Origin of the sequence: Streptomyces sp. NPDC004284, from assembly GCF_042874035.1 — a bacterium.
Lineage (GTDB): Bacteria > Actinomycetota > Actinomycetes > Streptomycetales > Streptomycetaceae > Streptomyces.
The window spans coordinates 87,073-113,089 of record NZ_JBIAMJ010000023.1 but is presented as its reverse complement, the minus strand read 5'-3'; the positions used below and the strand labels follow the sequence as shown (position 1 = coordinate 113,089).

Annotated in this window: 23 protein-coding genes, 3 pseudogenes and 1 riboswitch; of the genes and pseudogenes, 10 read left to right on the top strand and 16 right to left on the bottom strand. The window is 72.4% G+C overall.

Annotated elements, in window-relative coordinates; translation table 11 throughout:
* Nucleotides 1-1,125 precede the first annotated feature (1,125 nt).
* Entirely contained in the window at nt 1,126-1,650 is a 525-nt protein-coding gene (locus ACFYUS_RS36430) for a peptidylprolyl isomerase (RefSeq protein WP_388862100.1), read from the top strand.
* Between the two features lie 131 nt (nt 1,651-1,781).
* Here the strand turns inward: ACFYUS_RS36430 and ACFYUS_RS36425 are convergent, their stop codons facing one another.
* The 5 genes from ACFYUS_RS36425 to ACFYUS_RS36405 all read right to left on the bottom strand — a co-directional run bounded on the left by ACFYUS_RS36425 (nt 1,782) and on the right by ACFYUS_RS36405 (nt 6,170).
* Nucleotides 1,782-2,129: an acetylxylan esterase gene (locus ACFYUS_RS36425; protein WP_388862098.1), complete on the bottom strand. Its 348-nt coding sequence runs from the start codon at nt 2,127-2,129 to the stop codon at nt 1,782-1,784.
* A 964-nt stretch (nt 2,130-3,093) separates the two neighbouring features.
* Nucleotides 3,094-4,113, bottom strand: a complete 1,020-nt coding sequence (locus ACFYUS_RS36420; protein ID WP_388862096.1) for an MASE1 domain-containing protein — start codon at nt 4,111-4,113, stop codon at nt 3,094-3,096.
* Nucleotides 4,114-4,229: 116 nt separating this feature from the next.
* Entirely contained in the window at nt 4,230-5,072 is an 843-nt protein-coding gene (locus tag ACFYUS_RS36415; RefSeq protein ID WP_388862094.1) for a PP2C family protein-serine/threonine phosphatase, read from the bottom strand.
* Nucleotides 5,073-5,663: 591 nt separating this feature from the next.
* Nucleotides 5,664-5,834, bottom strand: a complete 171-nt coding sequence (locus tag ACFYUS_RS36410) for a hypothetical protein (protein WP_388862092.1) — start codon at nt 5,832-5,834, stop codon at nt 5,664-5,666.
* Nucleotides 5,835-5,879: 45 nt separating this feature from the next.
* Nucleotides 5,880-6,170, bottom strand: a complete 291-nt coding sequence (locus tag ACFYUS_RS36405; protein ID WP_388862119.1) for a winged helix-turn-helix domain-containing protein — start codon at nt 6,168-6,170, stop codon at nt 5,880-5,882.
* A 467-nt stretch (nt 6,171-6,637) separates the two neighbouring features.
* Between ACFYUS_RS36405 and ACFYUS_RS36400 the strand changes: the two genes are divergently transcribed.
* Together ACFYUS_RS36400 and ACFYUS_RS36395 are read left to right on the top strand one after the other, a co-directional pair.
* Complete coding sequence (locus tag ACFYUS_RS36400) at nt 6,638-7,030, top strand: helix-turn-helix domain-containing protein (protein WP_388862090.1); 393 nt, start codon at nt 6,638-6,640, stop codon at nt 7,028-7,030.
* A 67-nt stretch (nt 7,031-7,097) separates the two neighbouring features.
* Complete coding sequence (locus ACFYUS_RS36395; RefSeq protein ID WP_388862117.1) at nt 7,098-7,499, top strand: transposase; 402 nt, start codon at nt 7,098-7,100, stop codon at nt 7,497-7,499.
* A gap of 129 nt (nt 7,500-7,628) precedes the next feature.
* Here the strand turns inward: ACFYUS_RS36395 and ACFYUS_RS36390 are convergent.
* The 3 genes and pseudogenes from ACFYUS_RS36390 to ACFYUS_RS36380 form a co-directional block, all read right to left on the bottom strand.
* Nucleotides 7,629-7,817 (bottom strand): annotated as a pseudogene (locus ACFYUS_RS36390) (epoxide hydrolase N-terminal domain-containing protein); the annotation flags it as partial.
* Between the two features lie 634 nt (nt 7,818-8,451).
* Entirely contained in the window at nt 8,452-8,796 is a 345-nt protein-coding gene (locus tag ACFYUS_RS36385; protein WP_388862088.1) for an SCO0607 family lipoprotein, read from the bottom strand.
* A gap of 71 nt (nt 8,797-8,867) precedes the next feature.
* On the bottom strand, nt 8,868-9,209 hold the full coding sequence (locus ACFYUS_RS36380; RefSeq protein WP_388862086.1) for a muconolactone Delta-isomerase family protein: 342 nt from the start codon (nt 9,207-9,209) through the stop codon (nt 8,868-8,870).
* On the opposite strand from ACFYUS_RS36380, the pseudogene ACFYUS_RS36375 reads away from it, so the two are divergent.
* A pseudogene (locus tag ACFYUS_RS36375) lies at nt 9,156-9,635 on the top strand (hypothetical protein); the annotation flags it as partial. The gene ACFYUS_RS36380 and the pseudogene ACFYUS_RS36375 sit on opposite strands and share 54 nt — an antisense overlap.
* Here the strand turns inward: ACFYUS_RS36375 and ACFYUS_RS36370 are convergent.
* On the bottom strand, nt 9,575-9,943 hold the full coding sequence (locus ACFYUS_RS36370; protein ID WP_388862084.1) for a hypothetical protein: 369 nt from the start codon (nt 9,941-9,943) through the stop codon (nt 9,575-9,577). The pseudogene ACFYUS_RS36375 and the gene ACFYUS_RS36370 sit on opposite strands and share 61 nt — an antisense overlap.
* Before the next feature lie 117 nt (nt 9,944-10,060).
* On the opposite strand from ACFYUS_RS36370, the gene ACFYUS_RS36365 reads away from it, so the two are divergent.
* On the top strand, nt 10,061-10,234 hold the full coding sequence (locus tag ACFYUS_RS36365; RefSeq protein WP_388862082.1) for a CsbD family protein: 174 nt from the start codon (nt 10,061-10,063) through the stop codon (nt 10,232-10,234).
* Nucleotides 10,235-10,246: 12 nt separating this feature from the next.
* On the top strand, nt 10,247-11,029 hold the full coding sequence (locus ACFYUS_RS36360; RefSeq protein ID WP_388862080.1) for a CPBP family intramembrane glutamic endopeptidase: 783 nt from the start codon (nt 10,247-10,249) through the stop codon (nt 11,027-11,029).
* A 27-nt stretch (nt 11,030-11,056) separates the two neighbouring features.
* On the opposite strand, the gene ACFYUS_RS36355 is transcribed toward ACFYUS_RS36360, so the two are convergent.
* On the bottom strand, nt 11,057-12,766 hold the full coding sequence (locus ACFYUS_RS36355; RefSeq protein WP_388862078.1) for an alpha/beta hydrolase: 1,710 nt from the start codon (nt 12,764-12,766) through the stop codon (nt 11,057-11,059).
* 364 nt (nt 12,767-13,130) lie between these two features.
* On the opposite strand from ACFYUS_RS36355, the gene ACFYUS_RS36350 reads away from it, so the two are divergent.
* Nucleotides 13,131-13,793 carry a deoxynucleoside kinase gene (locus ACFYUS_RS36350; RefSeq protein WP_388862076.1) on the top strand — a complete coding sequence of 221 codons (663 nt, stop codon included), beginning with the start codon at nt 13,131-13,133 and terminating at the stop codon, nt 13,791-13,793.
* A gap of 371 nt (nt 13,794-14,164) precedes the next feature.
* Here the strand turns inward: ACFYUS_RS36350 and ACFYUS_RS36345 are convergent, their stop codons facing one another.
* From ACFYUS_RS36345 to ACFYUS_RS36330, 4 genes and pseudogenes are all read right to left on the bottom strand, one after another.
* Complete coding sequence (locus ACFYUS_RS36345) at nt 14,165-14,341, bottom strand: hypothetical protein (protein WP_388862121.1); 177 nt, start codon at nt 14,339-14,341, stop codon at nt 14,165-14,167.
* 55 nt (nt 14,342-14,396) lie between these two features.
* A pseudogene (locus ACFYUS_RS36340) lies at nt 14,397-14,600 on the bottom strand (MFS transporter); the annotation flags it as partial.
* A 438-nt stretch (nt 14,601-15,038) separates the two neighbouring features.
* Nucleotides 15,039-16,562 carry an aldehyde dehydrogenase family protein gene (locus ACFYUS_RS36335; protein WP_388862074.1) on the bottom strand — a complete coding sequence of 508 codons (1,524 nt, stop codon included), beginning with the start codon at nt 16,560-16,562 and terminating at the stop codon, nt 15,039-15,041.
* Nucleotides 16,563-16,606: 44 nt separating this feature from the next.
* The gene (locus ACFYUS_RS36330) at nt 16,607-17,908 is read right to left on the bottom strand and encodes a GAF domain-containing protein (RefSeq protein ID WP_388862115.1); all 1,302 of its coding nucleotides are present in this window, start codon (nt 17,906-17,908) and stop codon (nt 16,607-16,609) included.
* Between the two features lie 134 nt (nt 17,909-18,042).
* A riboswitch (ZMP/ZTP riboswitch) is annotated at nt 18,043-18,149 on the top strand.
* Between the two features lie 28 nt (nt 18,150-18,177).
* Between ACFYUS_RS36330 and ACFYUS_RS36325 the strand changes: the two genes are divergently transcribed.
* Both ACFYUS_RS36325 and ACFYUS_RS36320 read left to right on the top strand, forming a co-directional pair.
* Entirely contained in the window at nt 18,178-19,032 is an 855-nt protein-coding gene (locus ACFYUS_RS36325) for a bifunctional 5,10-methylenetetrahydrofolate dehydrogenase/5,10-methenyltetrahydrofolate cyclohydrolase (protein WP_388862072.1), read from the top strand.
* 234 nt (nt 19,033-19,266) lie between these two features.
* Nucleotides 19,267-20,214, top strand: a complete 948-nt coding sequence (locus ACFYUS_RS36320) for a hypothetical protein (RefSeq protein ID WP_388862070.1) — start codon at nt 19,267-19,269, stop codon at nt 20,212-20,214.
* Here ACFYUS_RS36320 and ACFYUS_RS36315 read toward each other — a convergent pair.
* Together ACFYUS_RS36315 and ACFYUS_RS36310 are read right to left on the bottom strand one after the other, a co-directional pair.
* Nucleotides 20,195-21,643, bottom strand: coding sequence for an SWF or SNF family helicase (locus tag ACFYUS_RS36315; protein WP_388862068.1), 1,449 nt, complete (start codon nt 21,641-21,643; stop codon nt 20,195-20,197). The genes ACFYUS_RS36320 and ACFYUS_RS36315 overlap by 20 nt on opposite strands.
* Nucleotides 21,640-24,648 (bottom strand): DEAD/DEAH box helicase, encoded by a 3,009-nt coding sequence (locus ACFYUS_RS36310; protein ID WP_388862066.1) that lies wholly within the window; start codon nt 24,646-24,648, stop codon nt 21,640-21,642. The genes ACFYUS_RS36315 and ACFYUS_RS36310 overlap by 4 nt, the downstream gene beginning before the upstream one ends.
* Before the next feature lie 258 nt (nt 24,649-24,906).
* On the opposite strand from ACFYUS_RS36310, the gene ACFYUS_RS36305 reads away from it, so the two are divergent.
* Nucleotides 24,907-25,995 (top strand): fatty acid desaturase family protein, encoded by a 1,089-nt coding sequence (locus tag ACFYUS_RS36305; protein WP_388862064.1) that lies wholly within the window; start codon nt 24,907-24,909, stop codon nt 25,993-25,995.
* Nucleotides 25,996-26,017 lie beyond the last annotated feature (22 nt).

The window sequence follows — 26,017 nt, the reverse complement described above, 5'->3', positions numbered from 1 at the left end:
CAGCTGACCAGCAGGTTCTTGGTCTGCTGGTGGGACGCGCCCTGCGTGGCCGCTGCCCCGCCCCCGCACCGGCGGGGAGCACGAAGGAAACTCCGAGTACTGGATCCAGACCTGCGCCCCACCCCCGGGGGCGCCGGGACCACGGAACCCTCCTTGCATCCGAAGAGAGCGTCGCTCGGCCGCCGCCCACGTTCACGCGTGCCATCCGAGGTCCGATGGATGTCCGTACGCCCCTGGTCGGGACGCGCACGCTTGGGACCGGCACGCCGACGCGGGAACCGAAACCCATGAGGCCTCCCTCGCTGCTGCGGAGAGTCTGTCAGCCTCCCGGTTCTGATGCCGGAGCTGGGACCCCGCCGCCAGCGGATCCCAGAGAGTTTCTAGGCCCTTGCCCTGCCTGATAGCAGAACAGAGGGTTCGTCGGGAGGGCGGCGCGGGAGCTGGACGACTCGTGAGGGAAGGCTCCACCTCAGACATGCCTCCCGCGCTCTTGTGCGTTTCGGGACCGGCTCCTGGCAAGTTCAGCCGGTGCCCGGCGAACGGGACGACCCACAGCTGGGCATGGCTCCTGAAGGAGCGTCTGCGCCTGCGGCGGGACGAGTCGGCTGCGCCATGGCTCCGGTGGGGACGGGGCTGGGGCGCGGAGCGGCTTGGCGAACGCTGGATATGCGCCGGCCCAGACCGACGGCGGCGCCTTCCCGGGCTCCGCGACAGGGCACCGATGCTCCCTTCACTCGCGGGGTGTTCCACGTTGCCGTCGATTCGGTACGGACCCCAGCGGTCCCGGCAAGGCCAAGGACGTGTCGCCATGAATGAGGGGGCTCTGGTCACGCTGATCGGCCGGAAATCCCACTCCCGCGGGCCACACCACGCCCTAAACTGCGACCGCTCCAAGACCTGGAGATCATCGGGAGGGCGTGCAAGATGAGACGAGCACTGGTCAGTGCATTCGCGGCCGTGGCGTTAGTGGTGTCCGGGGGGAGTGTCGCCACCGCTTCCGACAGCGCTCCGCCGCGCACCACGCACGGTCCTTGCCAGTACAGCCAGACCCCGGACGAGCCGCCGGCGCTCCGTGTTCCGCTGCCGCCCGACCCACGGCGCACCCCTGCTCGTGGCACGGTCGACTTGGCTGTTCCGACCAGTCAGGGCCCGCTATCGCTGCGCTTGGACCGGGCCAAGGCGCCGTGCACGGTCCAGAGTTTCCTGCACCTGGCACGGCACGGGTTCTACGACCGTACGGTGTGCCACCGCCTGACGGCGTACCCGACGCTGAAGGTCCTGCAGTGCGGCGACCCGACCGGCACCGGTGAGGGCGGGCCCGGGTACAAGTACAAGGACGAACTGCCGGTGGACCTGCCGCCCGCAGCCACCGATCCCACAGGCACGCGCCGGCTCTACGGACGCGGCCTGCTGGCGATGGCCAACGCCGGTCCGAACACGAACGGCTCACAGTTCTTCGTCGTCTACGGCGACTCCGCGCTGCGACCGAACTACACGGTGTTCGGCACGGTCGGCCCCGACGGTCTGGCGACACTCGACAAGGTCGCCGCCGGAGGCATCGAGCCGACCGCGGAGAACCCGGCACCGGTCGACGGCACACCCGCACTGCGGACCGAGCTGCTCCACGTCCGGCTGTCCTGCCGGCACTGACGCACCGCGATGTCGCCGCGTCCACGACGAACATGCCTGACGGCGTGCGGAGTCGGCTTGCGGCGACACCCGAAGGCCCAGTGAGTCCCCTGGCTCCTCCATGGAGTCGGATCGATCGCGTCGCCTTGGCGTCACGTCCGGGTCGGCAGCAGGCCCTGGTCCTCGATCCGGTTCAGTTGCACATGCCGCTCGGTTCCGTGTCCGCCTCCGTGGTCCGCAAAGGGCCACACCTGCGTGTCCTTTGTCCCGCGGTATCGGTTGTAGGCCGCGAACACCGTGGACGGGGGACAGGTCGGGTCCCCCGGCATCGGAGCCAGAGCGGCCACCAGGCGGGCGCCGAGGTCGCGGCGAGCGGCCTCGGTGTCCGGATGGGCGTCGTCGAAGCCCGTCCAGTCGACCTCACGAGCGGCGTCCTCGATCATCATCAGGTTCAGCGGCTCGTCCGGACGGCCCGGCCACTCGTACGCCTCGCCCAGCACCGTCTCCAGGGGGGGGCGAGGGGCAAGGCGGCACCCCGCGAGGGTGCCGTGTCCTGTGAGCCCGGCCAGGTTGCGTGCCTCCATCCCTGCGGGCACCCTCGGCGGCGGCCCCGGCGTCGAACAGGAGTTTTTCGTGTGCTGGTGGTGCACGCCCCGTGTGGCCGCTGACCAGCGGAAACGGCTGTGAATTCGGCTAAGCTGCAGGCGGCTGGTCCGCGTGTGGCCCGGATCTTGGTCGGTCTCGTCCCTGGCCCCGCGCCAAACGGGAGTAGTTCGCACCGTAGGACGAGGGACGCTGAGCCCCGCCTCCCTTATGCCCAAGATGAACCGCGAGTTGTGATCCCTGCACCCCCGCTCGCGCGGGGACCACCAGTCCCACGACGGAGACCCGGAATCGGCGCCTTGCGGCCCACTTGCATGTGACCAGTACGGGTCAGAGGAGTCGAAGGGGTGAGCTCTAGGCGTACCCGATTCCGGGCGGCGGCGCGGGTTCCCGCGGGTCCGGCTGGGCAGAATGAGGGACTTGCACAACCGTCGGTCTTGTGGAGGAGCAGGTAGAAGCAGGATGTGCGGGCGGGGCGGGACGCTGGGCGTCCGACGTGAACGACGCCGTGCTGACGGCGCTCGTCGCCGCGGGGGCCGCGATCGGCGGCGGAGCGCTGACGGGGTGTTCGCCCTCGCTGCTGCCAAGCGGCAGGCAGCGGCCGTGTGGGCGGCGGGGGAGCGGCAGGCCGCTGCCGCCTGGGAGGCCGCCCGACAACGGGCGGCCGCCGCCTGGGACGCGGGTCAGCTCCAGGCCACCGCCCAGCTCGACGTGTCCCGCCGGACGCTCACGGAACAGGCCGCCAGCTCAGGACCGTGCATCTCCAACGCCATCACGCACCAGCTTGTTGGCGCCGGAGAGTTCCCATGCCTTGCAGTCGTTGTACGGCTCCTGATCCCTGCGCCGGCTCCGGCGCGGGGATCACGGATTCCGGTGCCCGCCGGGTGGGGCTGCCCGGCTCTCGGCGGTGCCAGGTGGGCCCGGTGAGGGCTCGCCCGCCGCGAGGTGCTCCAGGACCTCCGCCAGTTCCTGGCAGGCGCGGCGCACCGACCGGCGGGTCGCACGCTGCTCGGTGATGACGGAGGCGAGAAGCAGGGCGGTCAGGGCGGCGGAACCGTTGAACGCCTGGAGCTTGGCCATGATCTCGACGTCGGTGAGGTGGAGGAACGCGCCCCGTCCGGAGGTCGCCTCGAAGGTGGCGAGCACGGAGGCGAAGAGCGCGCACAGCATGCTTCCGGCGAGCTGGAAGCGGAGCGCTGCCCAGATCAGCAGGGGGAAGACGAGGAAGAGCATGCTCATCGGGCTGAGTACGACCATGGGCATGAGGATCAGGGTCGTCAGCCCCAGAAAGGCCGCCTCCTTCCAGCGCCGTACCCGGAACCGTCCGGCCGGCCCCGCGAGGAGGAGCATGAGCGGGGCGACGAGCAGCACCCCCATCGTGTCGCCCACCCACCAGGCCAGCCAGGCGGGCCAGAACTCGCTCGTGTCCAGGGAGCTCTTCGCCACCTGCAGTCCGACCCCCGCGGTCGCGCTGATCATCATGGCGCCGAACCCGCCGAGGAAGACCAGGGAGAGTCCGTCCCGCAGCCGCGCCATGTCGTGCCGGAAGCCGGCCCGTCTCAGCAGCAGGAAGGCGCAGAGTGGCGCGACGGTGTTGCTGACCACGGTGACCACTGTGGTGGGCCCCGGAGTGGTGAGGGAGGCGATGACGAGGAAGGAGCCGAGGGCGATCCCAGGCCAGACCCGCGCGCCGAGCAGCAGCAGGGCGGCGACGGCGACGCCGGTGGGAGGCCAGATGGGGGTGACCACCACGCCTTCGACGACGAGGCGGCCCATCAGGCCGAGTCGTCCGGCCGCGTAGTAGCAAACCGCCACGGCCAGCGACATCAGAGCCGCCTCCGTGGAGGACCGGAACTGCCGAGTATCCAACACGTCAGCCATCAGACACCGGCCGGGCCGCCACGACCGAGCAACGCCCCTGCGTGTCGGGCGCCGCCGTCCGGCACGGGCCCGGGCGGGTCCGAGGACCGACCCGGCCCGAGGCGAGCCCCCTCCCCTCACTCCTTGGCCGCCGGCCGGGCCGGACCGCCGTCATGGCCGACGACCAGGACGGCCGCGTCGTCCTCGTGCCCCACCGTGGCCGCCAGCTTCATGACGGCGGTGGCGAGCGCGTCGACGTCCAGTCCGGCGACGGCGGTGATCCCGGCGAGCCTCGTCACCCGGTCCAGACCCTCGTCGACGTGGAGCGAGGGCCCCTCCACCACCCCGTCGGTCAGGAGGACGAAGACACCGTCGGCGGCGAGCCGGTGGCGCGAGGCCGGGTAGTCGACGCCGCGCAGCACACCGAGCGGAGGCCCGCCCTCGCTGTCGTCGATGCCGGAGCGGCCGTCGGTGGTGGCCCAGATGTGAGGGATGTGACCGGCCCGGGCGCACTCCAGGGTGCCGGCAGCGGGGTCGAGCCGCAGGAAGGTGCAGGTGGCGAAGAGGTCGGCGCCCAGAGAGATGAGCAGGTCGTTGGTGCGACCGAGCAACTCTCCCGGGTCTCCGGTGACGGAGGCCAGCGCGCGCAGTGCCACGCGGACCTGTCCCATGAAGGCGGCGGCCTCGATGTTGTGTCCCTGCACGTCTCCGATGGACATGCCGATCTGCCCGCCGGGCAGGGAGAAAGCGTCGTACCAGTCACCGCCGACGTTGAGCCCGTGGTTGGCGGGCTCATAGCGGACGGCCAGCCGGACGCCCGGAAAACTGGGCAGGTGCGAGGGCAGCATGCCGCGCTGCAGGGCCACGGCGAGCTCGACACGCGAACGCTGCGTCTCGGCCAACTCCCGCGCCCTGGCGGTCAGCGACCCGAGCCGGACCAGAAGATCCTCACTGTTGTCGGCCGGCCGTCTGCGGAACATCGATCACTCCGACGTCACGACAATCCTCGCATCACTTCGTCCCGGTCTCCAGCACGCGGGACCACAGGGAACCACCTCGGTACGAACAGGTCCTTCCCACTCTGCCCGGAGGGGACAGCGTCCGCATCTCATCGGCGGAGAACGCGGCGGATCCCAGCGGGGCCACCCCGCACCGCCGGAAACGAGCAGCGGTTCCGCGAGATCGAAGGCATCGCCCCGCCCCTGACCTACGTCCGGACCGAGCAGGCCGACGCCGCGCGACTCGCAAGACACCGGCGGCCCCAAGGACGCCGGGCATGAACACGAACCACACCCCCGTCCCCCGGCGCGAGGAGTTCTGCGCCGGTCCTCCTCGCCGCCGGGTGATGCCGGTGACGTCCGCCCGGCAGAACCTGCTGCCGACGGGGTGGGGCGCAGACGGGGCCGGCGGAGGGCATCGAGTCGTTCCAGCCGGAACGCCCCCACGACGTCGATATCGAGATCGTCTTCTGGCACGAGTACGGGAACCTGTTCAGTCCGGAAGCTTCCGTGAGGTTGTACGACGGCTCACGGCTGATCGCGACCGGCGAGTACCTGTCCCCTGCTGAAGACTCACGTCGCAGCCAGCGGTGCTTCGCCGAACCGCAGCCCCGTTTCGGCGAAGCAGCCATCGATCACCTGCGGCCTGTACTGCAGCATCTTGAGCTTGCGCTTGACCGCGCGTGTGATCTGTCCGAGGCCGGCCGAAGTCCTTCGGCTCACCCTTGCGGCCTCGGTACTCACGGATCCGGTAGATCAGCCGGGATCGCTCGCCAGGCTTGTAGCAGGTCATGCCCGCCATCGACACGCGCCCCGAGCCCGACCGCGTACCCGCACCACTGGGGTTCGGCCAATCCGCCCCAGGTCCTGGAGCGCGGCGGAGTCATCGATTGCCCAGCCTCGTCCTCGAAGACGAGGTAGGCGCGCGCTCCGCCGCGATGCTCTTCCCCGCGGCCAGGTCTCCTTCTTCCAGACCACGACCGCCACGTCGTCGCGCTCGATCGCCCGCCGGGCGGGCTGCTGCCACGACCAGCCGTGCCGCTTCAGCAGTTGCCAGGTGCCCTCCACCGTGTAGCCCACGTGGCACAGTCGGCCGATCAGAGTCTTGATCCGGGCCAATGTCCACTGCTGGTCGGCCCAGCCGTGGACCAGAGGCCCACGCTCCAGCTCCCGTTCCAGTCTCGCGATCTGCGCCTTGCTGAGCCTCGGCCGCCCGGCGATCCCTTCGACAGGACCCCCGCTTCACCACGCTCATACCACTGACGGCGTCACCGTGCCACGGACCGCTCACTGACCCGCAGCGCGCGAGGCTGGAGGGAGGACCGTGTGGCGAGGACGCGGCGGCTGCCGCGGAGCGCGGTGCAAAGCATGAGCCGTTCCGCTGCGCCGTGTCGCCCTGCGTGTCAGAGGGTTTCGCCTGCCTATTGATCTTTTCGTTAGTTCTGTGGGTGCGGTGGAGTCGTCGGCGGGATCCTGATGCGGTGTCTTTCAGGCCTTCGCCTGTTGTTCCTCCTTTGACACGGCCGCAGTGGGCCGAGGCCCGGCGTGTGCGGGCGGCCGAGTTGTTCGATCAGGGGCGTTCGGGTGCCGAGATCGCGCGGATGCCGGGGGTCAGTGACGAGAGTGCGCGGCGGTGGAAACGGGTCTGGGAGAAGGACGGCGCCGATGCCTTGCGCCGGCGCCCGGCCACCGGTCGTCCGCCCAAGCTGGACGAGGCCCAGGTCGAGCGGGTGCGGACCGCGCTGGAGCAGGGCGCCCAGGTCGATGGCTTCGAGGCCGGTCTGTGGACCCTGGGACGAGTCGGTCTGGTGGTCGAGCGGGTGACAGGGGTGAGGCTGTCGAAGGCCTCGGTGTGGCGGCTGCTGACCGGCCGGCTGGGATGGGGTCTGCAGCGGCCCGAACGGCGGGCGGCCGCACCCCTCTCCTGCGGCACCGGCTGAACCGGAAACGCGCCTCGATGGCCGGGCTCTCGGCTATCACGCCACCGACCCCGATCGCGGGGCCCGCCTGTACTTCCACCTCAAGCCCGGCAGCTACGACACGGCCGGACTCATCGAGGTCCTGGAGCAGATGAAGACGTTCTACTGCGGGGAGCGGGTGGTGCTGGTCTGGGACGGACTGTCTGCTCATGGGAGCCGGGCGATGCGGGCCTGGGTCGCCGGGCAGGACTGGTTCACCCTGGAGCGATTACCCGCCTACGCACCCGAGCTCAACCCGGTGGAACTGCTGTGGTCCTCGCTCCAGAAGCGTGAACTCGCCAACCTCGCCGGCAACCATCTCGCCGATGTCGCCGATGTCGCCGACGTCACCGAACAGGGCATCCGCCGCATCAACCAGAACGACCGCCTTCCCTGTTCCTTCCTCACCCCCACCGGCCTGACCATCCACCCGTCAACCCCACAGAACTAACGAAAAGATCAGTAGGCGGTGTTTAGGTAGGGCGGCCAGCCATTTGGTGAGGTTGCCCGCGATCTGGTTGATGCTGGTCTCGGTGGTGACGTCGTGTTCGCGACGGGTGGTGTCGCGCCGGACGATCTCGTAGCCGGGCATCGTCGGCAGGACGAGGTGGAAGGCGTCTGCGGCGCGACCGCCGTGCGCCGTCGGCTTCGTGAGCGGTCCGACGACCTTCAGCAACTCGACGATCGAGCCTGGCCGGCCGTGCGTCATGAGCAGCGGCAGGACGTTCGCGTGCGACGAGCGGACATGCGCGCACCGGATGTCGAGGCCGCGCAGGCCTGGTCGGCCAGGCCGAGCCGGGTGGCGACGGTGGCGCCTGCCGGCAGGCCCAGGAAGGGCCGTCGTGGCCGCTGGTCTCGAGTGTGGCCATGGGAACTCCTTGTCCCGACCACAGGGGGTGAGGCCATGTATCCCGACCGGACGCGGCTGAAGCCGCATCAGTTCCCCGACGCGCAGCCACTCGAAACCAGGGAGACTCCCTGGCCTCTCTTGGCGCTGTGCCCGGGGCCGGCCGGAGCCAGGGGCACCCGGGCGCGAGCACCGTGCCGGTCCCGCGGCAGTGCTTCTTCCCTCACCGGAGCACCAGTGAGGCGTACGTGTCCGGGGCCTGCTTCATCACGAGGTCGCTGGCGAGCAGGCCCCTGACCTGGAGCTCAAGGGTGTTGTTGCGGCTCTCGGCGCGATCGGCGCCCGGAACGCGGTCAGGTCCTCGGCGGGACGTCGTACGGTGAGCCAGGTGCAGCCGTACGCGTCCGAGGTGTACGTCACGGGGGACGCCCCCGGCCCGGCGCCCCGGCCCACGCCCTGGCCGCTGCCGCCCGCGCCCCGATCGGGCCGGGCCACCACCTCGACGTCGAGGAGATCCCGTACGTCCCCGCCGGTCGTGCGAAGGCACGCCCTCGCGTCATCCCTCGGCGGGGGCGTCGACGATGTCGCCGTCCTTGTCGAGGGTGTGGGTGCGCCAGTACACGTCCCACGTGTCGTCGACCTCGCGCGGTACCTTGCCCTCCGGATACCGGGCGAATCCCGCCGGAGGCTCCTCGCCGTCCTGGACACAGGCGGATCCGGTACCGCCCACGGACAGCACGGGGTACTCGCCCGAGCTGCAGACGTCCTCCTCGTACTCCAACCCGGCGCATCCCGTGAGCACGGCCATCGCGGCAGCGCCCGTCAGGGCGGCGACGGCGAAGCGGTGCTTCCCGCGTCGGACGGGGGCGGCGGGCCGGATCGTGCCCGAGGACGTGCTCATGAGGGTCTCCTGTTGTTCGGTGTGCCCTCACCTTCGCCGCCGGCCGTCTGCCACGTCGTGAGTGCCCGTACTCAGAAGCGCACACAGGAATGCTCAACACCGCACGGTCCAGCGAGCGTTGCGCGGCCGGCCGCAACCGTCCCCCTGATCCGGCTCAGGGGACGTCCGCGTGCTGTCGGCAGTCTCATTCTCATCGAGTCGGCCACCCTCACCTGGCGGCGGTCCGGGCCGACGACGGCCCGCCAGACGCCGATGCCGCGGAGCTCGCCGACGGGGCGCCACAGGCGGGCGAGACGCCCGGCCCCGGCGAGCTCGCCCGCCCGCACGGCCTCGGCGGCGCGGCGCCGGTCGACCTCTTCCTGGGATGTGCCCTCGGGGACGGCGGTCGTGATCTCGACCAGGAACTCACGCATGGCCAGGCTCCGAAGGTGCGCCTGTTCGACCGTGACCGGCGCTCGGTCGTGCTCACCCCTGCCGGTACCGCGCTCCTTCCGCACGTACGAGCCCTGCTGGACCGTGCGGAGGACCTCCAGCGCATGGCGGGCCGGCTCTCGGGGGCGGACCCGGTGCGACTGGGCTATGTGAACTGGCTGCCCGCCGATCTCACCGCTCGCACCTCCGGGGTGGCCCGGGTGCACGTCGACGCCTGGGGCGCCCCGTCCCACGCGCAGGCTGCCCGGGTCGCTGACGGCGGCCTGGACCTCGCGGTGTGCTGGGTGCGGACGGCGGATGCGGAACGCCGGGGGCTGGCCGCCCGGCTGGTCGGGGCCGACCGGCTCTACGCCGTGTCGACCGGTACCGCGACCGGCGCCGTGCGTGCCCGTGACACCGTCGTCCTGTCGGCAGGGTCGAACGCGGCAGGGGCCAGCCGGATGCGGTCCGGCTTCTCGTTGGCCAATTCGAGGAGCGTGTCCTCGATGTAGGCGATCCGGAGGTTCCTCGGGCTGCGGCCACGGATCGAGTCGGGGCCGACCGGCAACATTTCGGAGAACGTGTCGCCGCGGAACAGGTGCTCCTGCACCTCCTCGGGAAGGTTCAGGTACTGGCGGCTCTGCACCGTGACGACCTGCTGCCGGCGCACGTTGCCCTGGCCTTCACTCTTCCAGACGGCCTTCGGTCCGTCCTGGGTCCAGCGGCCGTCGTGCACGGGGGTGGCCGGGGTTGCCGGGCCCCGCGCCCCCGCCGACGCGCATCTTCGGGTGCCCGAACCTAGCGTGGAGGTGGGAACCGAAGCGACGGAGGGACCACGGACATGGGTGGTGCCATGGACAAGGCCAAGGGCAGGCTCAAAGAGATCACCGGAAAGATCACCGGCCACGAGCGCCTTGAGGCCGAGGGCAAGACGGACCAGATGAAAGTCAAGATCCGTCGGAAGATGACGAGTGTCCGCCACCGAGCCGAAGGCATCAGGGACTCACTCAAACACGACCGCTCGTAGGGGACCGGTGGCGTGGAGAGCCGTGATCCGGACGATGCCGAGCGGCCCGCGGTACGAGGGCGGCGCACCGCGGACGACCGGGCGCGAAGCCGGTGGCGCGGGCCGATCGGCACCTGGCCGGCCGTCATCCTCACGGTCGTCGTCCTCGCCGCCGCGAATCTGCTGCTGCACCGCTGGACCGGCCCGCTCCGCCTGCTGACGGCCGTCGCGGTCAGCGGCCTGCTGCTCGGTGTGCTCCGCTGGGCGGGAGGCACCCTGGCGGACGCGGGTCTCGCACCCGGGACACTCGCCCGCGGCGCGCGATGGGCGCTGGTCCTGATGGGCCTCGTCGGACTCGTCTACGCCGCCGGAGCGCTGCTGCCGGACACCCGCTCGCTGTTCGAGGACCGGCGGTACGACGGGATGACAGGGAGCGAGCTGGCGGCGCGCGTCCTCGTGGAGGTCCCCGTCGGCACCGTCCTGGTGGAGGAGATCGCCTTCCGCGGAGTGCTCTACGGGCTGGTGCGCAGGGCCCGTGGAACCGTCTGGGCGACCACCGTGTCGAGCGTGCTCTTCGGCCTCTGGCACGTCCTGCCGTCCCTGCACCTGGCAACCGCGAAACCCGCGCTGACCTCGGTCCTGGGGGACTCCGCGCTCGGCTCCGTCCTCGCGATCATGGGAGCCGTGCTGTTCACGGCGGCGTCGGGCGTCCTCTTCTGCGAGCTGCGACGCCGCAGCGGCAGCCTGCTGGCCCCCATGGGGCTGCACTGGGCGGTCAACGCGTTCGGCTACGCCGTCGGCTTCCTGCTGCGCTGAGCGCGCGACCCGGGCCGGGCGGGGAGCTCAGTGCTCCGGTGGCTGGATGACGTCCCGCAGCCGGGCCAGGTCCTGCGGCGTGAAGCCCGAAGGCCTCATGACGGCGTTCCAGCCGTCGACGTACGCCGCCTTGTACGTGTGACCGTGTCCGTCCGGCACACCCGTGGAGAACGGCAGGTCCGCCGTGACCTGCCAGAAGGTGACGAACGGGATCCAGACCATTTCTTCCAGCACGTCGCTGCCGGGCGCCTCGCCGATCCAGTCGGGCTCGGAGAGCGCCAGCTTCGGGCTCCACCAGACGATCGGGTCGGACGCGTGCATGAGGTACAGCACCCGCGTGCCGTTCCACGGCGCGCCCTCCGGAGTGATCCCGGCGGTCGGGTCCTCGGTGAACCGTACGGTTCGCCCCTGCCGGTACACGGGCTCGATCTCCGGACTTCCCGTCTCGCGGTGGTCACTGAACTCGCGGAACAGGGTGTTGAAGTTCGGCGGACCGGCGAACAGGGTGCCGGCGGTGCGGTTGCGCAGGTCGTACTCGCCGCTGAAGGCCGCCTCGCCGCCGAACGACCCCAGGCTCTCGCCGGCGACGAACAGCCGCGGGCGCTGGCCCTGGGGCAGCTTGGACCAGACGTCGTACACCGCGTCGAAGAGCTCCCGGCCGGCCTGGCGCGCCTTGGACTGGTCCACGAGATAGGAGATCCAGGACGGGAGGTACGAGTACTGCAGGGCCACGGCGGCGGAGTCGCCGTCGCTGAGGTACTCGAACGAGTCCACGGCGGCGGGGTCGACCCAGCCGCTTCCCGTGGTCGTCATGACGAGCAGGTTCGCACGCTCGAAGCCGCCGGCCCGCTGGAGGTCGGCGACGGCCCGCTCGGCGCGTGCCTCCGTGTCGTCGGCGGTCTGGAGCCCGGCGTAGGCCCGGACGGGCTCCTGCGCCGGGCGGTGGGTGAAGGCGCCGATGTCCCGGGCCGTCGGACCGCTGCCGGTGAAGGCCCGGCCCTGGTAGCCCAACGTGTCCCACGGCACCAGCGAACCGGGCCCGCCGGAGCGCAGCGTGGATGTGGGCTGGTGCACGCCCTCCGGCGTCGTGGTGTCGCGCAGCGAGAACGACTCGTTCGCCGCGTTCATGAAGCCGGCAAGCAGTACGCCGCTGACGACCGACCACACCAGGCCCGCCACCACGACCCAGCCGACCACCCGCGCCGCCCGCGGCCCGATCCGGCGGCGGAGGAGACGTGCGAACCACCGGTACAGGCGCCGCAGCCCCCGGCCCGCGAGCAGGAGGAGCCAGAAGACGAGCGCGGCCAGGAACGGGGAGGCGACGGCGGCGGGAACGCTGTAGTCGGTGATCCCCATCAGTCGGCGGATCTCGTGCTGCCAGTACTGACCGAACCCGAACGCCAGCCCGAACAGCACGATCGCGCAGACGAGGAGAACACGCCACGACCTCCGCGACGCCTCTCGCGCCTCCCGGTCGGCGAACGCTCGCCACACATAGGCCGCGATCACGCCGAGCCCGTAGCCGATGGCCGCGCTGATACCGCAGATCAACCCCTGGAGCACCCCGCTGCGGGGCAGCAGGGAGGGGGTGAAGGAGAGGCAGGCGAGGAGGAGCGCACCCCAGCAGCCGGGGAGCGTGAGCCGGAGTGACCGACGGTGCTTCCCGGAGCCGGTCGCCGGCTCCACGCCCTCGGTCTCCCCGTGTCCCGCAGAGCCTTCCGGCGGAGACTTGTGCATGCCAGGAGCCATAGGTGTCCTCCGGGGAAAATGGTCCCAAGGCCCGATCCGACGTGCCACCCGTGACTCCCCGTGCCGTATGTGCCCCGTGGGCGCTGCTGCCGGCGGGGCCGACTCGGGGTGAGCCGTCATCTATGCTTCGTAGCGGCCGTGAGACGGTCGCCGTCCCTCTGGGCGGCGCCCGCGAAGCGGCAGGTCAGCGGGCCGGGGACGGCGCCGGTGTCGGGGGTTCGGTCCTGGGTGGGGACCACGTGACACTGATCACGAAGATCCTGGGGAATCGAGTGACCGCCGCGGCATGTCCCCGTGGTGGGGGTGGCCAAGCCCCCGCCCGCGAACAGAGGTCCCCAGGGAGAAGTGAGGTATGTCAGTGATCGTCGTCGGCGGCATGATCGGGATCGGCAAGACGAGTGTGGCCGAGCTGCTCGCGAAGGAGCTGGGCAGCGGGGTCTTCTACGAGAGCGTGGACGACAACCCGATCCTGCCCCTCTTCTACACGGCGAGTCCCGAGGAGATCGAGGCGAAGCGCTACCCGTTCCTGCTCCAGCTCTACTTCCTCCAGACGCGGTTCGCCTCGATCAAGGAGGCGTACAAGCAGGGCGACAACATCCTCGACCGGTCCATCTACGAGGACTGGTACTTCGCCAAGGTCAACCACGACCTGGGCCGCATCAGCTCGCTCGAGATGCAGGTGTACGAGGGGCTGCTGAACGAGATGATGCGCGAGATCGACGGCCTGCCGTACCGCAAGGCACCCGACCTCATGGTGTACCTCAAGGCGGACTTCGAGACGGTGCTCAAGCGCATCGGCCTGCGCGGCCGTGATTTCGAGCAGGACGAGGCCCTCGTGGAGTACTACCGGACGCTGTGGTCCGGTTACGACGACTGGGTGCACAAGCACTACTCGGCCAGCGAGGTCCTCGTCATCGACATGAATCACACCGACGTGGTGAACAACCCCGGCGACGCCGCCCGCGTGGCGCGCGAGGTCAAGGACGCCCTGACGGAGGCCGCACGCCGCGTCTGAGTGCCCTGGCGTTGCGCCAGGAGGACAGGGCGAGCGGCGCGGCGGTGGGGAAGGCTGCCGCGGCGATGAGAGCGGAGATGTGCAGGCCCGGGATCAGGTCCCGGCCAGCGGCGAGCGAGGCGAAGAGGACGACGCCGAGCGAGTTGCCGATTTGGCGAGCGACGTTGAACACCGCCGAGGCCGCACCGGTGTTCTCGGCGGCGCGGCCTGCACGACGGCGGCCGTGGCAGCAAGGACGGTGCTGGGGGTGGCGGGTCCGGTCGCGACGAGGGCCGGCAGCAGCACCCAGCAGGGCGTGTCGGGGCCGGTGAACCCCGCCGCGCCGAGCAGCAGCGCTCCCGTCATCGGCGTGTACGGGCGGTGGCGGGCCGTCAGGCGCCCTGGAGCGGGGCCGCGACCAGCAGACTGCCCACGAGAGGGCCGGCGGCGAACGCGATGGCGGACATCCCGGCCCAGACGACCAGGGCCCTGGTCCGTGCCGCCGCTGCCGGGTGGGCGGCGGTCAGGAGGGCCAGGGAGGCGGGTACCAGGAGGGCGCCGCCGGGCACCCTGCACCATGCGCCCCGCGCCGAGTACCGCCGGAGTGGAGGCCGGGGCGCACCCGGCCGAGGCGAGGGCGAAGACACCGAGGTCGGTGAGGGACACCTTCCGGTGCCCGAGCCGGTCGCCGAAGCCGCCGCCCATGAGCAGCAGGCCGCCGAAGACGGCACCGCAGCCGGAGACGGCCCAAGCCGTCGCCGAGGCCCCGGCACCGACCGAGTCACGGATGGCGGGAACGGCCACCGTGACGACGGTGACATCCGGCATCACCAGGAAATGCCCGGGCCGAGGGTGATGAGCGGGCGCAAGGCCAGTCGCCCGGTCGTGGCGGGCGGCGCCTCGTGAACCGCGCTCCTTACGGTCGTCGTACTCCTGCCGGTGATCCTCGACTCCCGACACTTACAGAGCCGGTCAGAGCATCGAGGTCCCCTTCCGCTTCTACGCCGAGTTCCTGGACGGCGTTCGGGGGCAGGCGAACCGTCTTGCCGAGCAGTCCAGGGAGGAGTGGGACCGCGTCAGCCGGGTGAGGCGCCTGCGGGGTGAGCCGGAGTCTTGGTCCGTGGCTGGTCCGGAAGAGCTGGTCAGGAGTGGGAGACCGATGGGATGAACAGGGAGTTTCGACGCAAACGCGACCCTCCGATAGGTGGGGCGCGCGAGAGGCGCCTGCCGGGTAAAAACCCAGGTCAGGCGCCTCCTTTCGTGCCCCTAGAAGAAACCGAGCTTCTTCGGCGAGTACGACACCAGGAGGTTCTTCGTCTGCTGGTAGTGCTCCAGCATCATCTTGTGGGTCTCCCGGCCGATGCCCGACTGCTTGTAGCCTCCGAAAGCGCTGTGGGCCGGGTAGGCGTGGTAGCAGTTCGTCCAGACGCGGCCCGCCTGGATCGCGCGGCCCGCGCGGTAGGCGGTGTTGGTGTCGCGGGTCCAGACGCCGGCGCCGAGGCCGTAGAGGGTGTCGTTGGCGGTGCGGATGGCGTCGTCGAAGTCGGTGAAGGAGGTGACGGCGACGACGGGGCCGAAGATCTCCTCCTGGAAGATGCGCATGCGGTTGTCGCCCTCGAAGATGGTGGGCTGGACGTAGTAGCCGCCTGCGAGGTCGCCGCCGTGCTCGACGAGTTGGCCGCCGGTCAGGATCTTGGCGCCTTCCTGCTGGCCGATCTCCAGGTAGGAGAGGATCTTGCGGAGCTGGTCGGCGGAGGCCTGGGCGCCGATCATGGTGTCGGTGTCGAGGGGATGGCCGGGGAGGATCTTCTCCGTGCGGGCGACGGCGGCTTCGAGGAACTCGGCGTAGTGGCCGCGCTGGACGAGGGCGCGTGAGGGGCAGGTGCAGACCTCGCCCTGGTTGAGGGCGAACATGGTGAAGCCTTCGAGGGCCTTGTCGCGGAAGTCGTCGTCCGCGGCCCAGACGTCGTCGAAGAAGATGTTGGGGGACTTGCCGCCGAGTTCGAGGGTGACCGGCTTCAGGTTCTCCGAGGCGTACTGCATGATCAGCCGGCCCGTGGTCGTCTCGCCGGTGAAGGCGATCTTCGCGACGCGCGGGCTGGTGGCCAGTGGCTTGCCGGCCTCCTCGCCGAAGCCGTTGACGATGTTCAGGACGCCGGGCGGCAGGAGGTCCGCGACCAGGCTGAGCCAGAAGTGCACGGAGGCGGGGGTCTGTTCGGCCGGTTTGAGGATCACCGCGTTGCCGGCGGCCAGGGCCGGGGCCAGCTTCCAGACCGCCATGAGGATCGGGAAGTTCCACGGGATGATCTGAGCGACGACGCCCAGCGGCTCGTGGAAGTGGTACGCGACGGTGTCGTCGTCGATCTCGCTCAGCGCGCCCTCCTGGGCCCGCAGTGCCCCCGCGAAGTAGCGGAAGTGGTCGATCGCGAGGGGGATGTCGGCAGCGAGCGTCTCCCGGACGGGCTTGCCGTTGTCCCAGGTCTCGGCGACGGCGAGCGCCTCCAGGTTGTTCTCCATGCGGTCCGCGATCCGCAGCAGCACCTGCGCCCGCTCCGCCGGTGCCGTCCGCCCCCACGCCGGGGCGGCCGCGTGTGCCGCGTCGAGGGCGCGTTCCACGTCCTCGGCGGTGCCGCGCGCGACCTCCGTGAAGGGGCGGCCGTCGACCGGGCTGGGGTTCTCGAAGTAACGGCCGGACGCCGGGGCGACGTACTCGCCGCCGATCCAGTGGTCGTAGCGGGCCTGGTACGACATGAGCGCGCCCTCGGTACCGGGTGCGGCGTAACGGGTCATGGGCATGGCCTCCCTGGGACGCGCCGGCCGTCCCTGGCCGGCGCTCACGCCCGAGTGTGGTGACCCGTACGTTGCAAGTCCGTTGCACCGGCGGACAGTTCCGCCTCCAGGGAGTCGAGCCTCGCCCGTACGGGAGGGAGTTGCGGCGCCGGTACGGCCGCGCACAGCGCCCGCCAGACCACCACGTCGTCCTCGCCCCACGCGCTGTACGCCCAGTCCGCGAGCAGCCCCGGATCGCGCCGGTCCACCAGCGCGGCCCGCAGCCGGCCCGCCAGCCGCTCCCGCAGCCGTACGACCCCGGGCGCGGTCGACGCGGGCAGCAGCGGACCCGCGTACTCCCCGGCCGCCGCCGCGACGGCCCCCGAGGCCAGTCGTCTGTCGACCGTCGCGAAGTCCGCGTCCACCACCCCGGCGAGCCGGTACGGGCGCGACCGCAGCACGTCCGGGCCCAGCAGCGCGCGCAGCCGCGACAGCTCCGCCCGCAGCGTCACCGGGGTGACCGACTCGTCCTCGTACAGGAGGGTCAGGAGCTCGTCGCCGCCGACGCCCTCCGGGCGGTGCGCGAGGATCACCAGGATCTCGCTGTGGCGACGGCTCAGCCGCAGCCGCCGCCCGCCCACCGAGAGCAGCGCCTCGTCCCGGCCCAGCGCCGACAGCCTCGGCCGCCCCGGCTCCGGCGCCGGCCCGAGCAGCGCCAGTTGGGACTCGGCAGCCCGTGCCACCGCCTGGACGAAGCCGAGGCTGTGCGGGTGCGCGAGCCGTTCCCCGCCGGTGACGTCGACCGCGCCCAGCACCCGCCCGCTGTGCGGATCGTGCACGGGCGCCGCGGCGCAGGTCCACGCCCGCACCGGACGCCGGAAGTGCTCGGCGGAGACCACCTGGACGGGACGGTCGACGGCCAGGGCCGTACCCGGCGCGTTCGTACCCGCTGCCGCCTCCGACCAGCGGGCCCCGGCCACGAAGTTCATCGCCCGGGCCTTGCGCAGGGTGCCCGGATGCCCCTCGACCCACAGCATCCGCCCGGCGGCGTCGCAGACCGCGAGGAGGTGCTCCCCGTCCGTCGCGTACGCCCCCATCAGCTCCCGGATCACCGGCATCGCCGCGGCGAGGGGATGGGCCTCCCGGTACGCGGCGAGCTCGTCCTCGTCCAGTTCCACCCGCGCCGTCCCGTCGGGGCTCACGCGCGCGCGTACCGACCGGCGCCACGACGCGGCCACCAGCGGACGGGCCGGCCCGGTGCGCGGATCGCCTCCCGCGCCCAGGCCCGTCGTCTCCACGTGAGGATCGGCTCCCGCCGCCGGATCCCGCTCCGCCCTTGGCTCCGCGGCCACCCGCGCATCGCTCAACTCGGCCTCCTCGTCGAGGTCGTCCCGGCCCGTCGCGCTCATCGTGGTGCGCCCGGAGGCCACCGACAAGCTCCCCCGCATCCCGGCATATGCACCCTGTCCGGGACCGGCCCCCGACCCCTCACGTAGAGTGGGGCCCGGGCCGTGACTGGCGCTTGAGGTGGATCACCACCGGGGAGCGGCCCGGCGGAGCGCGCCCGACGGCGCGACCGTGCCGATGCCGTGCGCCTGGGCGAGAAACCGGTCAGAGACGACGCCCAGGAGTTGCCATGTCCACCAGCACCGCCACCCTCATGGACGGTACGGCCCTCGCTCGCCGCACGGTCGAGGAGACCGCCGCCCGCGCCGCCGAGATCACCCGCCGCACCGGCGTCACCCCCTGCCTCGCGACCGTCCTGGTCGGCGCGGACCCGGCCTCCGTCACGTACGTGAAGATGAAGCAGAACCGCTGCGCGAAGGCCGGAATCCGCTCCAAGCACGTCGAGCTGCCCGCCGAGACGACCACGGAGGAGCTCGTCGCGGCCATCACCGCCCTGTCCGAGGACCCCGAGGTCCACGGCATCCTGCTCCAGCACCCGGTCGGCCCGCACATCGACGAGCGCGCCGCCTTCGAGGCCATCGCCCCCGAGAAGGACGTCGACGGCGTCACCATGGCCTCCTTCGCCGCCATGGGCTTCGGGCTGCCCGGCTTCGTCTCCTGCACGCCCGGCGGCATCATGCGCCTCCTCGACGCGTACGACGTCGAACTCAGCGGCAAGCGCGCGGTCGTCGTCGGCCGCAGTGCGATCCTGGGCAAGCCGGCCGGCCTGCTGCTCCTCGGCCGCGACGCCACCGTCACCTACTGTCACTCCCGTACCGAGGACCTCTCCTCGGTCGTCCGCGAGGCCGACATCCTCGTCGCCGCCGTCGGCAAGCCGAACTTCATCAAGGGCGAGGACATCAAGCCGGGCGCCGTCGTCATCGACGCGGGCTACAACCCGGGCAACATCGGCGACGTCGACTTCGCGTCGGCCGCCGAGCGCGCCTCCCTCATCACCCCCGTCCCCGGCGGTGTCGGCCCCATGACCATCGCCGTGCTCCTCGCCCAGACGGTCGAGGGCGCGGAGCGTCAGCTCGGCCTGTAGGCAGCTGTGACGGGGCGGCGGCGGTGACGGGGCGAGGGATCGTGGCGGGGGAGTGCGCGGCCTGCGATCGTCACGATTCTGTACAGGTCGTGTCCGGTGGCCGATAATCGCTGGCCGCGCCGCCGCCGAGCGGTGAACCTGGTCCCTGTGCCCCACCCGCCGACCGTCACTCCTCCGCCCGATCCGGACCGCCCGGGCGCGTCCGACAAGCCTGACACGCCTGGAGTATCCGGAGTGTCCGGTCCCACCGGTGCGGACTCCTCGCCGGGCCCGGGCCCGGCGAGGAGTCCGGGCCTGAACCCGAGCCCGGGTGCCGTCGGCGCGATCCGGTCCCGGCCGGTCGAATCCCTCGCGGTCGAGCCCGACGTGCTCGACGCGCCCGATGTGCCCGGCGTCGAGTCCGCCTGGTCGGCCCGCTTCGTGCGTCTCGGCGCGCCCCGGCCCGGACCGGCGGCGCGGCGCGCCCGCTGGTTCGGCGTGCCGCTCGTTCCGCTGATGACGGCCGCCCTGGTGGCCGGTGCCTTCCTGACCGCCCAGGGCGGAGCGGAGGGCGGTGGACTCGCGGACGGACGGTCGGGCGGGGACCCGGTCGGCGTGCCGTCCCCGGTCGTCACCAGCGGTACGGGACCGGCCGTCCCCGCTCCGACGACCGGAGCCGGGACGGCCGACACGCCGGGCGCGGGAACGCCGACGGACACCACGACCACGGGCGGCACGCCGACGAGCACCGCGCCCGAGGGCCGTACGGGGCGGCCCCAGGGGAGCACCGCCCCCGTGCACACCGGTCGCTCGGCCGGCGCCACCCCCTCCGGACGTCCGGAGGGCGACCGGCTCCCCGAGCGGTCCGTCCCCTTCGACGCGCTGCGCGTCGGCGACTGCTTCGACATCGACCGCGACGCGCCGGGCACCGCCCTCCGGCGCGGCTGCGACACGCCGCACCGCGCCGAACTCGTCGCCCGGCCCCGCCTGGTCGGCACCTTCGCCGCCGATGAGGCGGTGCGCGAGGCGGCCACGCTGCTCTGCCGCGAACCGCTCCGCCGCAAGGCCGCCCGGCAGCCGCTCGGCACGCGCTGGACGACCTTCGTCCAGTACCCGTACCGGACGAGTCACCTCCTCGGTGCGGACACCGTCGCCTGCAGCCTGGCCACCACCGGCGGCACGCTCAGCCACCGGCTCCTGTAGCGCCGGCGGCGAACGCCGTCGCCAGGGCCGCCGCCGGGTCGCCGTCCGGCGGGCCGGCCGGGGACCAGCGGGCCCCGGCCTTCAGATACGGCCACCAGCGCCCGTCCTCGCCGAGCCGCAGCTGCGCCTCCGCGCCCACGACCGTCCACCGCGCGCCGCCCGCACGCCGCAGCACCGGCCGCTCGTCGTCGGCCCAGGCCTCGGCGAGCCGGACCCCGGCCCGCTCCAGCGCCTCGGCGTCCGGCGTCCACTCCTCGTCCAGTACGGCGAGGGCGGCCGCGCCCCCGAACCGCCACGCGCGCGTGGCCAGGTCCAGCTCCGGCCGCGACCTGCCCGAACCGGAGGCGAGCCGCGCCGCGATCCAGGGAACGGGGCCGCCCGCCGCGAGCCGGACCGCGTCCTGAGTGACCGTCAGATGTGTCGGCTGCGTCGGATGCGGAGGATGAGGCAGATGCGGCGGACGAGCCGGAGGCGGCAGGTGCGCCTCGGCCGGAACCGTCGCGCCGTCGTGCGCGCCGCCTTCTCCGCCCGACAGCTCACCGTCTTCCCTGCCCGACAGCTCGCCGAGCAGCCGGTACGCGCGCGTGGCGGCGTCCGTCGCCAGGAACTCCAGCGCGGCCGGGTCGACCCCCGGCTCCGGCGGGGTGTCCGTGTCCAAGGACGGCGACCGGCCCGGCACGGACGGGGCGACCGGAGGGGCGGGCAGCGGCGGCACGAGGAACGCCGCGGCGAACGCCTCCTCGGCCGACACGCCGGGCATCCCACCGGGCCCCTCGGCCCCGTCACCCGCCGCCGCCCCGCCCCGCGCGGACGGCGCGGCGGCCCGGGAGGCGCTGCGCGCCTGCAGCTGGTCCAGGAGGGTGCGCTCGCCGCGCCCACGCATCAGGAGCAGGACGAAGGGATCCTCGTCGAGGATCCGGGCGACCTGATAGCAGAGCGCCGCCGTGTGCGGACAGTGGTCCCAGGCCTCGCAGCCGCACTCCGCCTCCAGATCCCCGATGCCCGGCAGCAGTTCGAGCCCCGCCGCCGCGGCGTCCTCCACCAGGTGCGGCGGCATCTCGCGGTCGAGGAGCGCGGCGATGTGGCCCGCGCTGTCCACGGCGAGGTCGAGGAGCCGCTCCCACTGCTCCTCGGAGAACTCCCGCACCAGCACGTCGCCGCGGTACGCCGTGCCGTCGCGGTCCTTGACCATCGCGGTGATCCGGCCGGGCCGCACCGAGACGGCGCCCACGGCCCCCGCGCGCGCGTGGCGCCGTCCCGCCTTGAGCTGCTGCCCGTCGAGCGCGGAGTCCTCCAGGGCCTTCAGCCAGACCCGTCCCCACCAGGTGCGGGTGAACGCACCGCCCTGCGCCGGCGGCAGCGCCTCGAACGTCCGCTCGTCGTCCCCGTACACGTGACCCGGCCCGTGCTCCGGTCCGTACCCGCTCATCGTCCGTCCCCTCGCAGCCGTACCAGCTCCGCCAGTTCGGCATCGGTCAGTTCGGTCAGCTCCGGCGGCGCGTCCCCGCCGGTCCCGAGGACGGTGTCCGCCAGCTCGCGCTTGCGGTCGAGCATCGCGGCGATCCGGTCCTCGATCGTCCCCTCGGCGATCAGCCGGTGGACCTGCACCGGCCGGTCCTGCCCGATCCGGTACGCGCGGTCGGTGGCCTGTGCCTCCACGGCCGGGTTCCACCAGCGGTCGTAGTGCACGACGTGTTCGGCGCGGGTCAGGTTGAGCCCCGTTCCGGCGGCCTTCAGGGAGAGGAGGAAGACCGGGACGTCCCCGCTCTGGAACCGGGCGACCATCGCCTCGCGCTCGGCGACCGGCGTGCCGCCGTGCAGGAACTGCGTCCGCACGCCCCGCGCCGTGAGGTGCGCCTCCAGGAGCCGGGCCATCCCCACGTACTGGGTGAAGACCAGGGTGCACGCGCCCTCGGCGAGGATCGTGTCGAGCAGTTCGTCGAGCAGCTCCAGCTTGCCCGAGCGGCCTTCGATCCTCGGCCGTTCCTCCTTGAGGTACTGGGCGGGGTGGTTGCAGATCTGCTTGAGGCCCGTCAGGAGCTTCACGACGAGGCCCCGGCGCTCCATGCCGCCGGCCTCGGAGATCGCCGCGAGCGTCTCCCGCACCACCGCCTCGTACAGACCGGTCTGTTCGGGCGTCAGGGAGACGGTCCGGTCGGTCTCGGTCTTCGGCGGCAGCTCGGGGGCGATGCCGGGATCGGACTTGCGCCGCCGCAGCAGGAAGGGGCGCACGAGCGCGGCGAGCCGCTCGGCCGCGGCCGGGTCGCGCCCGCCCTCGACGGCCGCGGCGAAGCGGGTCCGGAAGGTGCCCAGACTGCCGAGGAGCCCCGGTGTGGTCCAGTCGAGGATCGCCCACAGCTCGGAGAGGTTGTTCTCCACCGGTGTGCCGGACAGCGCCACGCGCGCGCGTGCCCCGATGGTCCGCAGTTGACGCGCCGTCGCCGAGTACGGGTTCTTGACGTGCTGTGCCTCGTCCGCGACGACGAGCCCCCAGTTCCGGGCGGCGAGCCGCTCGGCGTCGAGCCGCATGGTGCCGTACGTGGTGAGCACGAAGCCGCCGTCGGTGAGCTCCTCCAGGTCGCGGGCCGCGCCGTGGAAGCGGCGCACCGGTGTGCCGGGTGCGAACTTCTCGATCTCCCGCTGCCAGTTGCCCATGAGGGAGGTCGGGCAGACGACGAGGGTGGGCCCGGTGGACGCGGGGTCGCTCTGCCGGTGCAGATGCAGGGCGATGACCGTGATCGTCTTGCCGAGGCCCATGTCGTCGGCGAGGCAGCCGCCGAGGCCGAGCGAGGTCATCCGGTGGAGCCAGTCCAGTCCGCGCAGCTGGTAGTCGCGCAGGGTCGCGGCGAGCGCCGGGGGCTGCTCGATCTCCGGCCGGTCGCCCTCGGGTGCTGCGAGCCGCTCCCGCAGCCGCTCCAGCCAGCCCGTCGCCGCCACCTCGACGGGACGGCCGTCGACCTCGGTCGTGCCGGTGAGCACCGCCGAGAGGGCGTCCACCGGCGTGACCTTGCGGTCCTGTCGGGTGCGGGCCCGGCGTACCTCGGCGGGATCGACGAGGACCCAGCGGTCGCGCAGCCGTACGAGCGGCCGTCCGGCCTCGGCGAGCAGGTCCAGCTCGGCACGGGTGAGCTCGTGGTCGCCGACGGCGAAGCGCCAGTTGAAGGCGAGCAGGGAGTCCGCGGCGAGGAAGGAGGGCAGGGCGGAGGCGCGGGCGGCATCAGTGGGGTCCGCGGCGTCCGCGCCGTCGCCGTCGGGCCCGAAGCCCTCACGGGATCCGGGGACCCCGGCTTCCTGCGGGCCGATGACCGCGCGGGCGGTCAGCCGGTCGGCGAGCTCGCGCGGCCAGTGGACCCGGACGCCCGCCGCCGCGAGGGCCTCGGCCGCCGGTCCCAGGAGCTCCGCGACCTCCTCGTCGGCGAGTTCGACGGTGTCGGGTACGGCCGCCGACAGGAGCGGGGACAGCGGGGGCCAGGCGCGTGCGGCGCGCCGCAGGGCGAGGAGGGTGTCCATCCGGGCCCGGGGGCCGAAGGAGGCCCCGGCCCGTCCGGAGCCCGCCCACACCTCCGCCGCGTCCGCGACCAGGGTCGGGTCGGCGGCCCCGTGCAGCTGGAGCACCGCCCGGAAGCCGGGTGCCTCCCGCGCCTCCGCGGTGAAGCCGGGCAGTTCGAGCCGGAGCGAGAGCCTCACGCCCGCGTCGTGCACCGCCGCCACGTCGGCGGCCCACGCCCGCTGTTCGGGAACGGTCTGCGGCGCGTCGGCCGCGAAGGCGGGCCCGCCGGCCGCGAGCGGCGCCGCCGGGGTACGGGGCAGCGTGTCGGCCACCGCGTCGGCGAAGGCGCGGAGCAGCGCCTCGGGCTCGGGCAGCAGCAGCGGCTCGTCACCGGGCGCGGATGCGGGCGCGTCACCGGACCCGGGCGTGGAGACGGACCCGGACGCGGAGACGTACCCGGGTGCGACGACGGACAGGGGCACGGCGTGCGCGGCGGGCGGCATCGACGCGGCGAGCGCGCGGAGTTCGGCCAGCTCCCCGGGGCCGAGCGGCCCGACACGCCATGCGTCGTGGTCGCCGGGCGTGACGCCGGGCAGCAACAGCCCCCGTGCGACGAGGTCGAGGGCGAAGAGGGCGGCGGCACCCCAGAAGGCGGTCGCGGCGGGGGCGGCGTCCGAGAACCGGCCACGGGCGAGCAACGGCAGGGCGTCCCGTACGGACAGGCTCCGGGCGGGGACGGTCACGGCCTGGAGCGAGAAGCCGTCGACGACCGTGATCTCGGTGTCGCCCGACAGCGGTTCGCCGTCCGGTGACCAGAAGGCGATCCGTCCGGCGCGGGGTGGATCGGCGGGGAGGAAGACGGCGGAGTGACGGAGGAGTTCGAGTGAGGGGTCTTGGGGGGCGGGTTCGCGGGCCGGTTCATGGGATCCGTGCGAGAGCGACAACGCATTCCTCAAATTTGACTACCTGGAGACCGAGTCGCCGAGGATACCCCACGAACTCGCCAGGCGTGCACTCCGTCCAGGTGATCCGAGTCACACGCTCCGGGGGTGGGGCTCGCCCCACCCCCGCCCCCCGGTGCACCCCCGGCAGCGGACGGGTGGTGACGCCATGGCCCGGGACGATCACGGATCCGTACGTTCTCAACAGGCGCCCAACCACTGAGAACCCACCCCACCGACCGACAGAATCCGGAGCCCGTCATGTCCCAGGCCACCGTCCTGCCCCCGGCCGCCGCACCCGTCGCGGCGCCCGCCCGTGCCAGGGGCGGCAGCGAGTTCAGCCCGCTCCTGCGGACGGTCAGGGAACAGGGCCTCCTCGACCACCGTCCCGGCTGGTACGCCCGGGGGATCGTCGTCAACCTCCTCGGCATCGCCGCCGTGGTGGCCGGCCTCGCGCTGATCGGACCCTCCTGGTGGGCGCTGCTGCTCGCGTTGCCCCTCGCCCTGTTCTCCGCGCGCGCCGCCTTCGTCGGTCACGACGCCGGCCACGCCCAGATCACCGCGAACCGCAAGGCGAGCCGGATCCTCCAGCTCGTCCACGCCAACCTCCTCCTCGGCATGAGCCGGGAATGGTGGAACGACAAGCACAACCGCCACCACGCCAACCCCAACCACCTCGACAAGGACCCGGACGTCGCCGCCGACATCCTCGTCTTCGCCGAGCACCAGACGACGGGCCGCACAGGCCTGCGCGGCTTCCTCACCCGTCACCAGGCCTGGCTGTTCTTCCCGCTGACCACCCTGGAGGGCATCGCGCTCAAGGTGTACGGGGTCCAGGCGCTGCTCGCGAAGGACGGCCCGTGCCGCACCCGGCGCGAGCGGCTCGTCGAAGGCACCCTCCTCCTTGCTCACTTCGCCGGATACGCGACGCTGCTCCTCACACTCCTGACGCCCGCCCAGGCCCTCGTCTTCGCCCTCGTCCACCAGATGCTCCTGGGCGTGCACCTCGGCATGGCCTTCGCCCCCAACCACAAGGGCATGGACCGGCCCGACGAGCACGCGGACGGCGACAGCTGGGGGCATCTGCGCCGCCAGGTGCTCACTTCGCGCAACATCCGGGGCGGCGCCCTGACCGACTGGTTCCTCGGCGGGCTCAACTACCAGGTCGAGCACCACCTCTTCCCGAGCATGCCGCGCCCGAACCTCCGCCTGGCGCAGCCCGCCGTCCGGGCCCACTGCACGGCCCTCGGCGTCCCGTACACGGAGACCGGTTTCGTGGACTCGTACCGCCAGGCCCTCGGCCATCTGCACGAGGTGGGCGCGCCGCTCCGCGCCGAGGGCGCCGAGTAGGGTCGTCCACCGAGGCGCGATG

What these genes read in the sequence shown, in the direction of transcription:
- ACFYUS_RS36420 (WP_388862096.1), bottom strand. Translation starts at nt 4,113, where the DNA reads ATGGCTGACGTGTTGGATACTCGGCAGTTCCGGTCCTCCACGGAGGCG.
- ACFYUS_RS36415 (WP_388862094.1), bottom strand. Translation starts at nt 5,072, where the DNA reads ATGTTCCGCAGACGGCCGGCCGACAACAGTGAGGATCTTCTGGTCCGG.
- ACFYUS_RS36385 (WP_388862088.1), bottom strand. Translation starts at nt 8,796, where the DNA reads ATGAGCACGTCCTCGGGCACGATCCGGCCCGCCGCCCCCGTCCGACGC.
- ACFYUS_RS36380 (WP_388862086.1), bottom strand. Translation starts at nt 9,209, where the DNA reads ATGCGTGAGTTCCTGGTCGAGATCACGACCGCCGTCCCCGAGGGCACA.
- ACFYUS_RS36365 (WP_388862082.1), top strand. Translation starts at nt 10,061, where the DNA reads ATGGACAAGGCCAAGGGCAGGCTCAAAGAGATCACCGGAAAGATCACC.
- ACFYUS_RS36355 (WP_388862078.1), bottom strand. Translation starts at nt 12,766, where the DNA reads ATGCACAAGTCTCCGCCGGAAGGCTCTGCGGGACACGGGGAGACCGAG.
- ACFYUS_RS36350 (WP_388862076.1), top strand. Translation starts at nt 13,131, where the DNA reads ATGTCAGTGATCGTCGTCGGCGGCATGATCGGGATCGGCAAGACGAGT.
- ACFYUS_RS36335 (WP_388862074.1), bottom strand. Translation starts at nt 16,562, where the DNA reads ATGACCCGTTACGCCGCACCCGGTACCGAGGGCGCGCTCATGTCGTAC.
- ACFYUS_RS36325 (WP_388862072.1), top strand. Translation starts at nt 18,178, where the DNA reads ATGTCCACCAGCACCGCCACCCTCATGGACGGTACGGCCCTCGCTCGC.
- ACFYUS_RS36315 (WP_388862068.1), bottom strand. Translation starts at nt 21,643, where the DNA reads ATGAGCGGGTACGGACCGGAGCACGGGCCGGGTCACGTGTACGGGGAC.
- ACFYUS_RS36305 (WP_388862064.1), top strand. Translation starts at nt 24,907, where the DNA reads ATGTCCCAGGCCACCGTCCTGCCCCCGGCCGCCGCACCCGTCGCGGCG.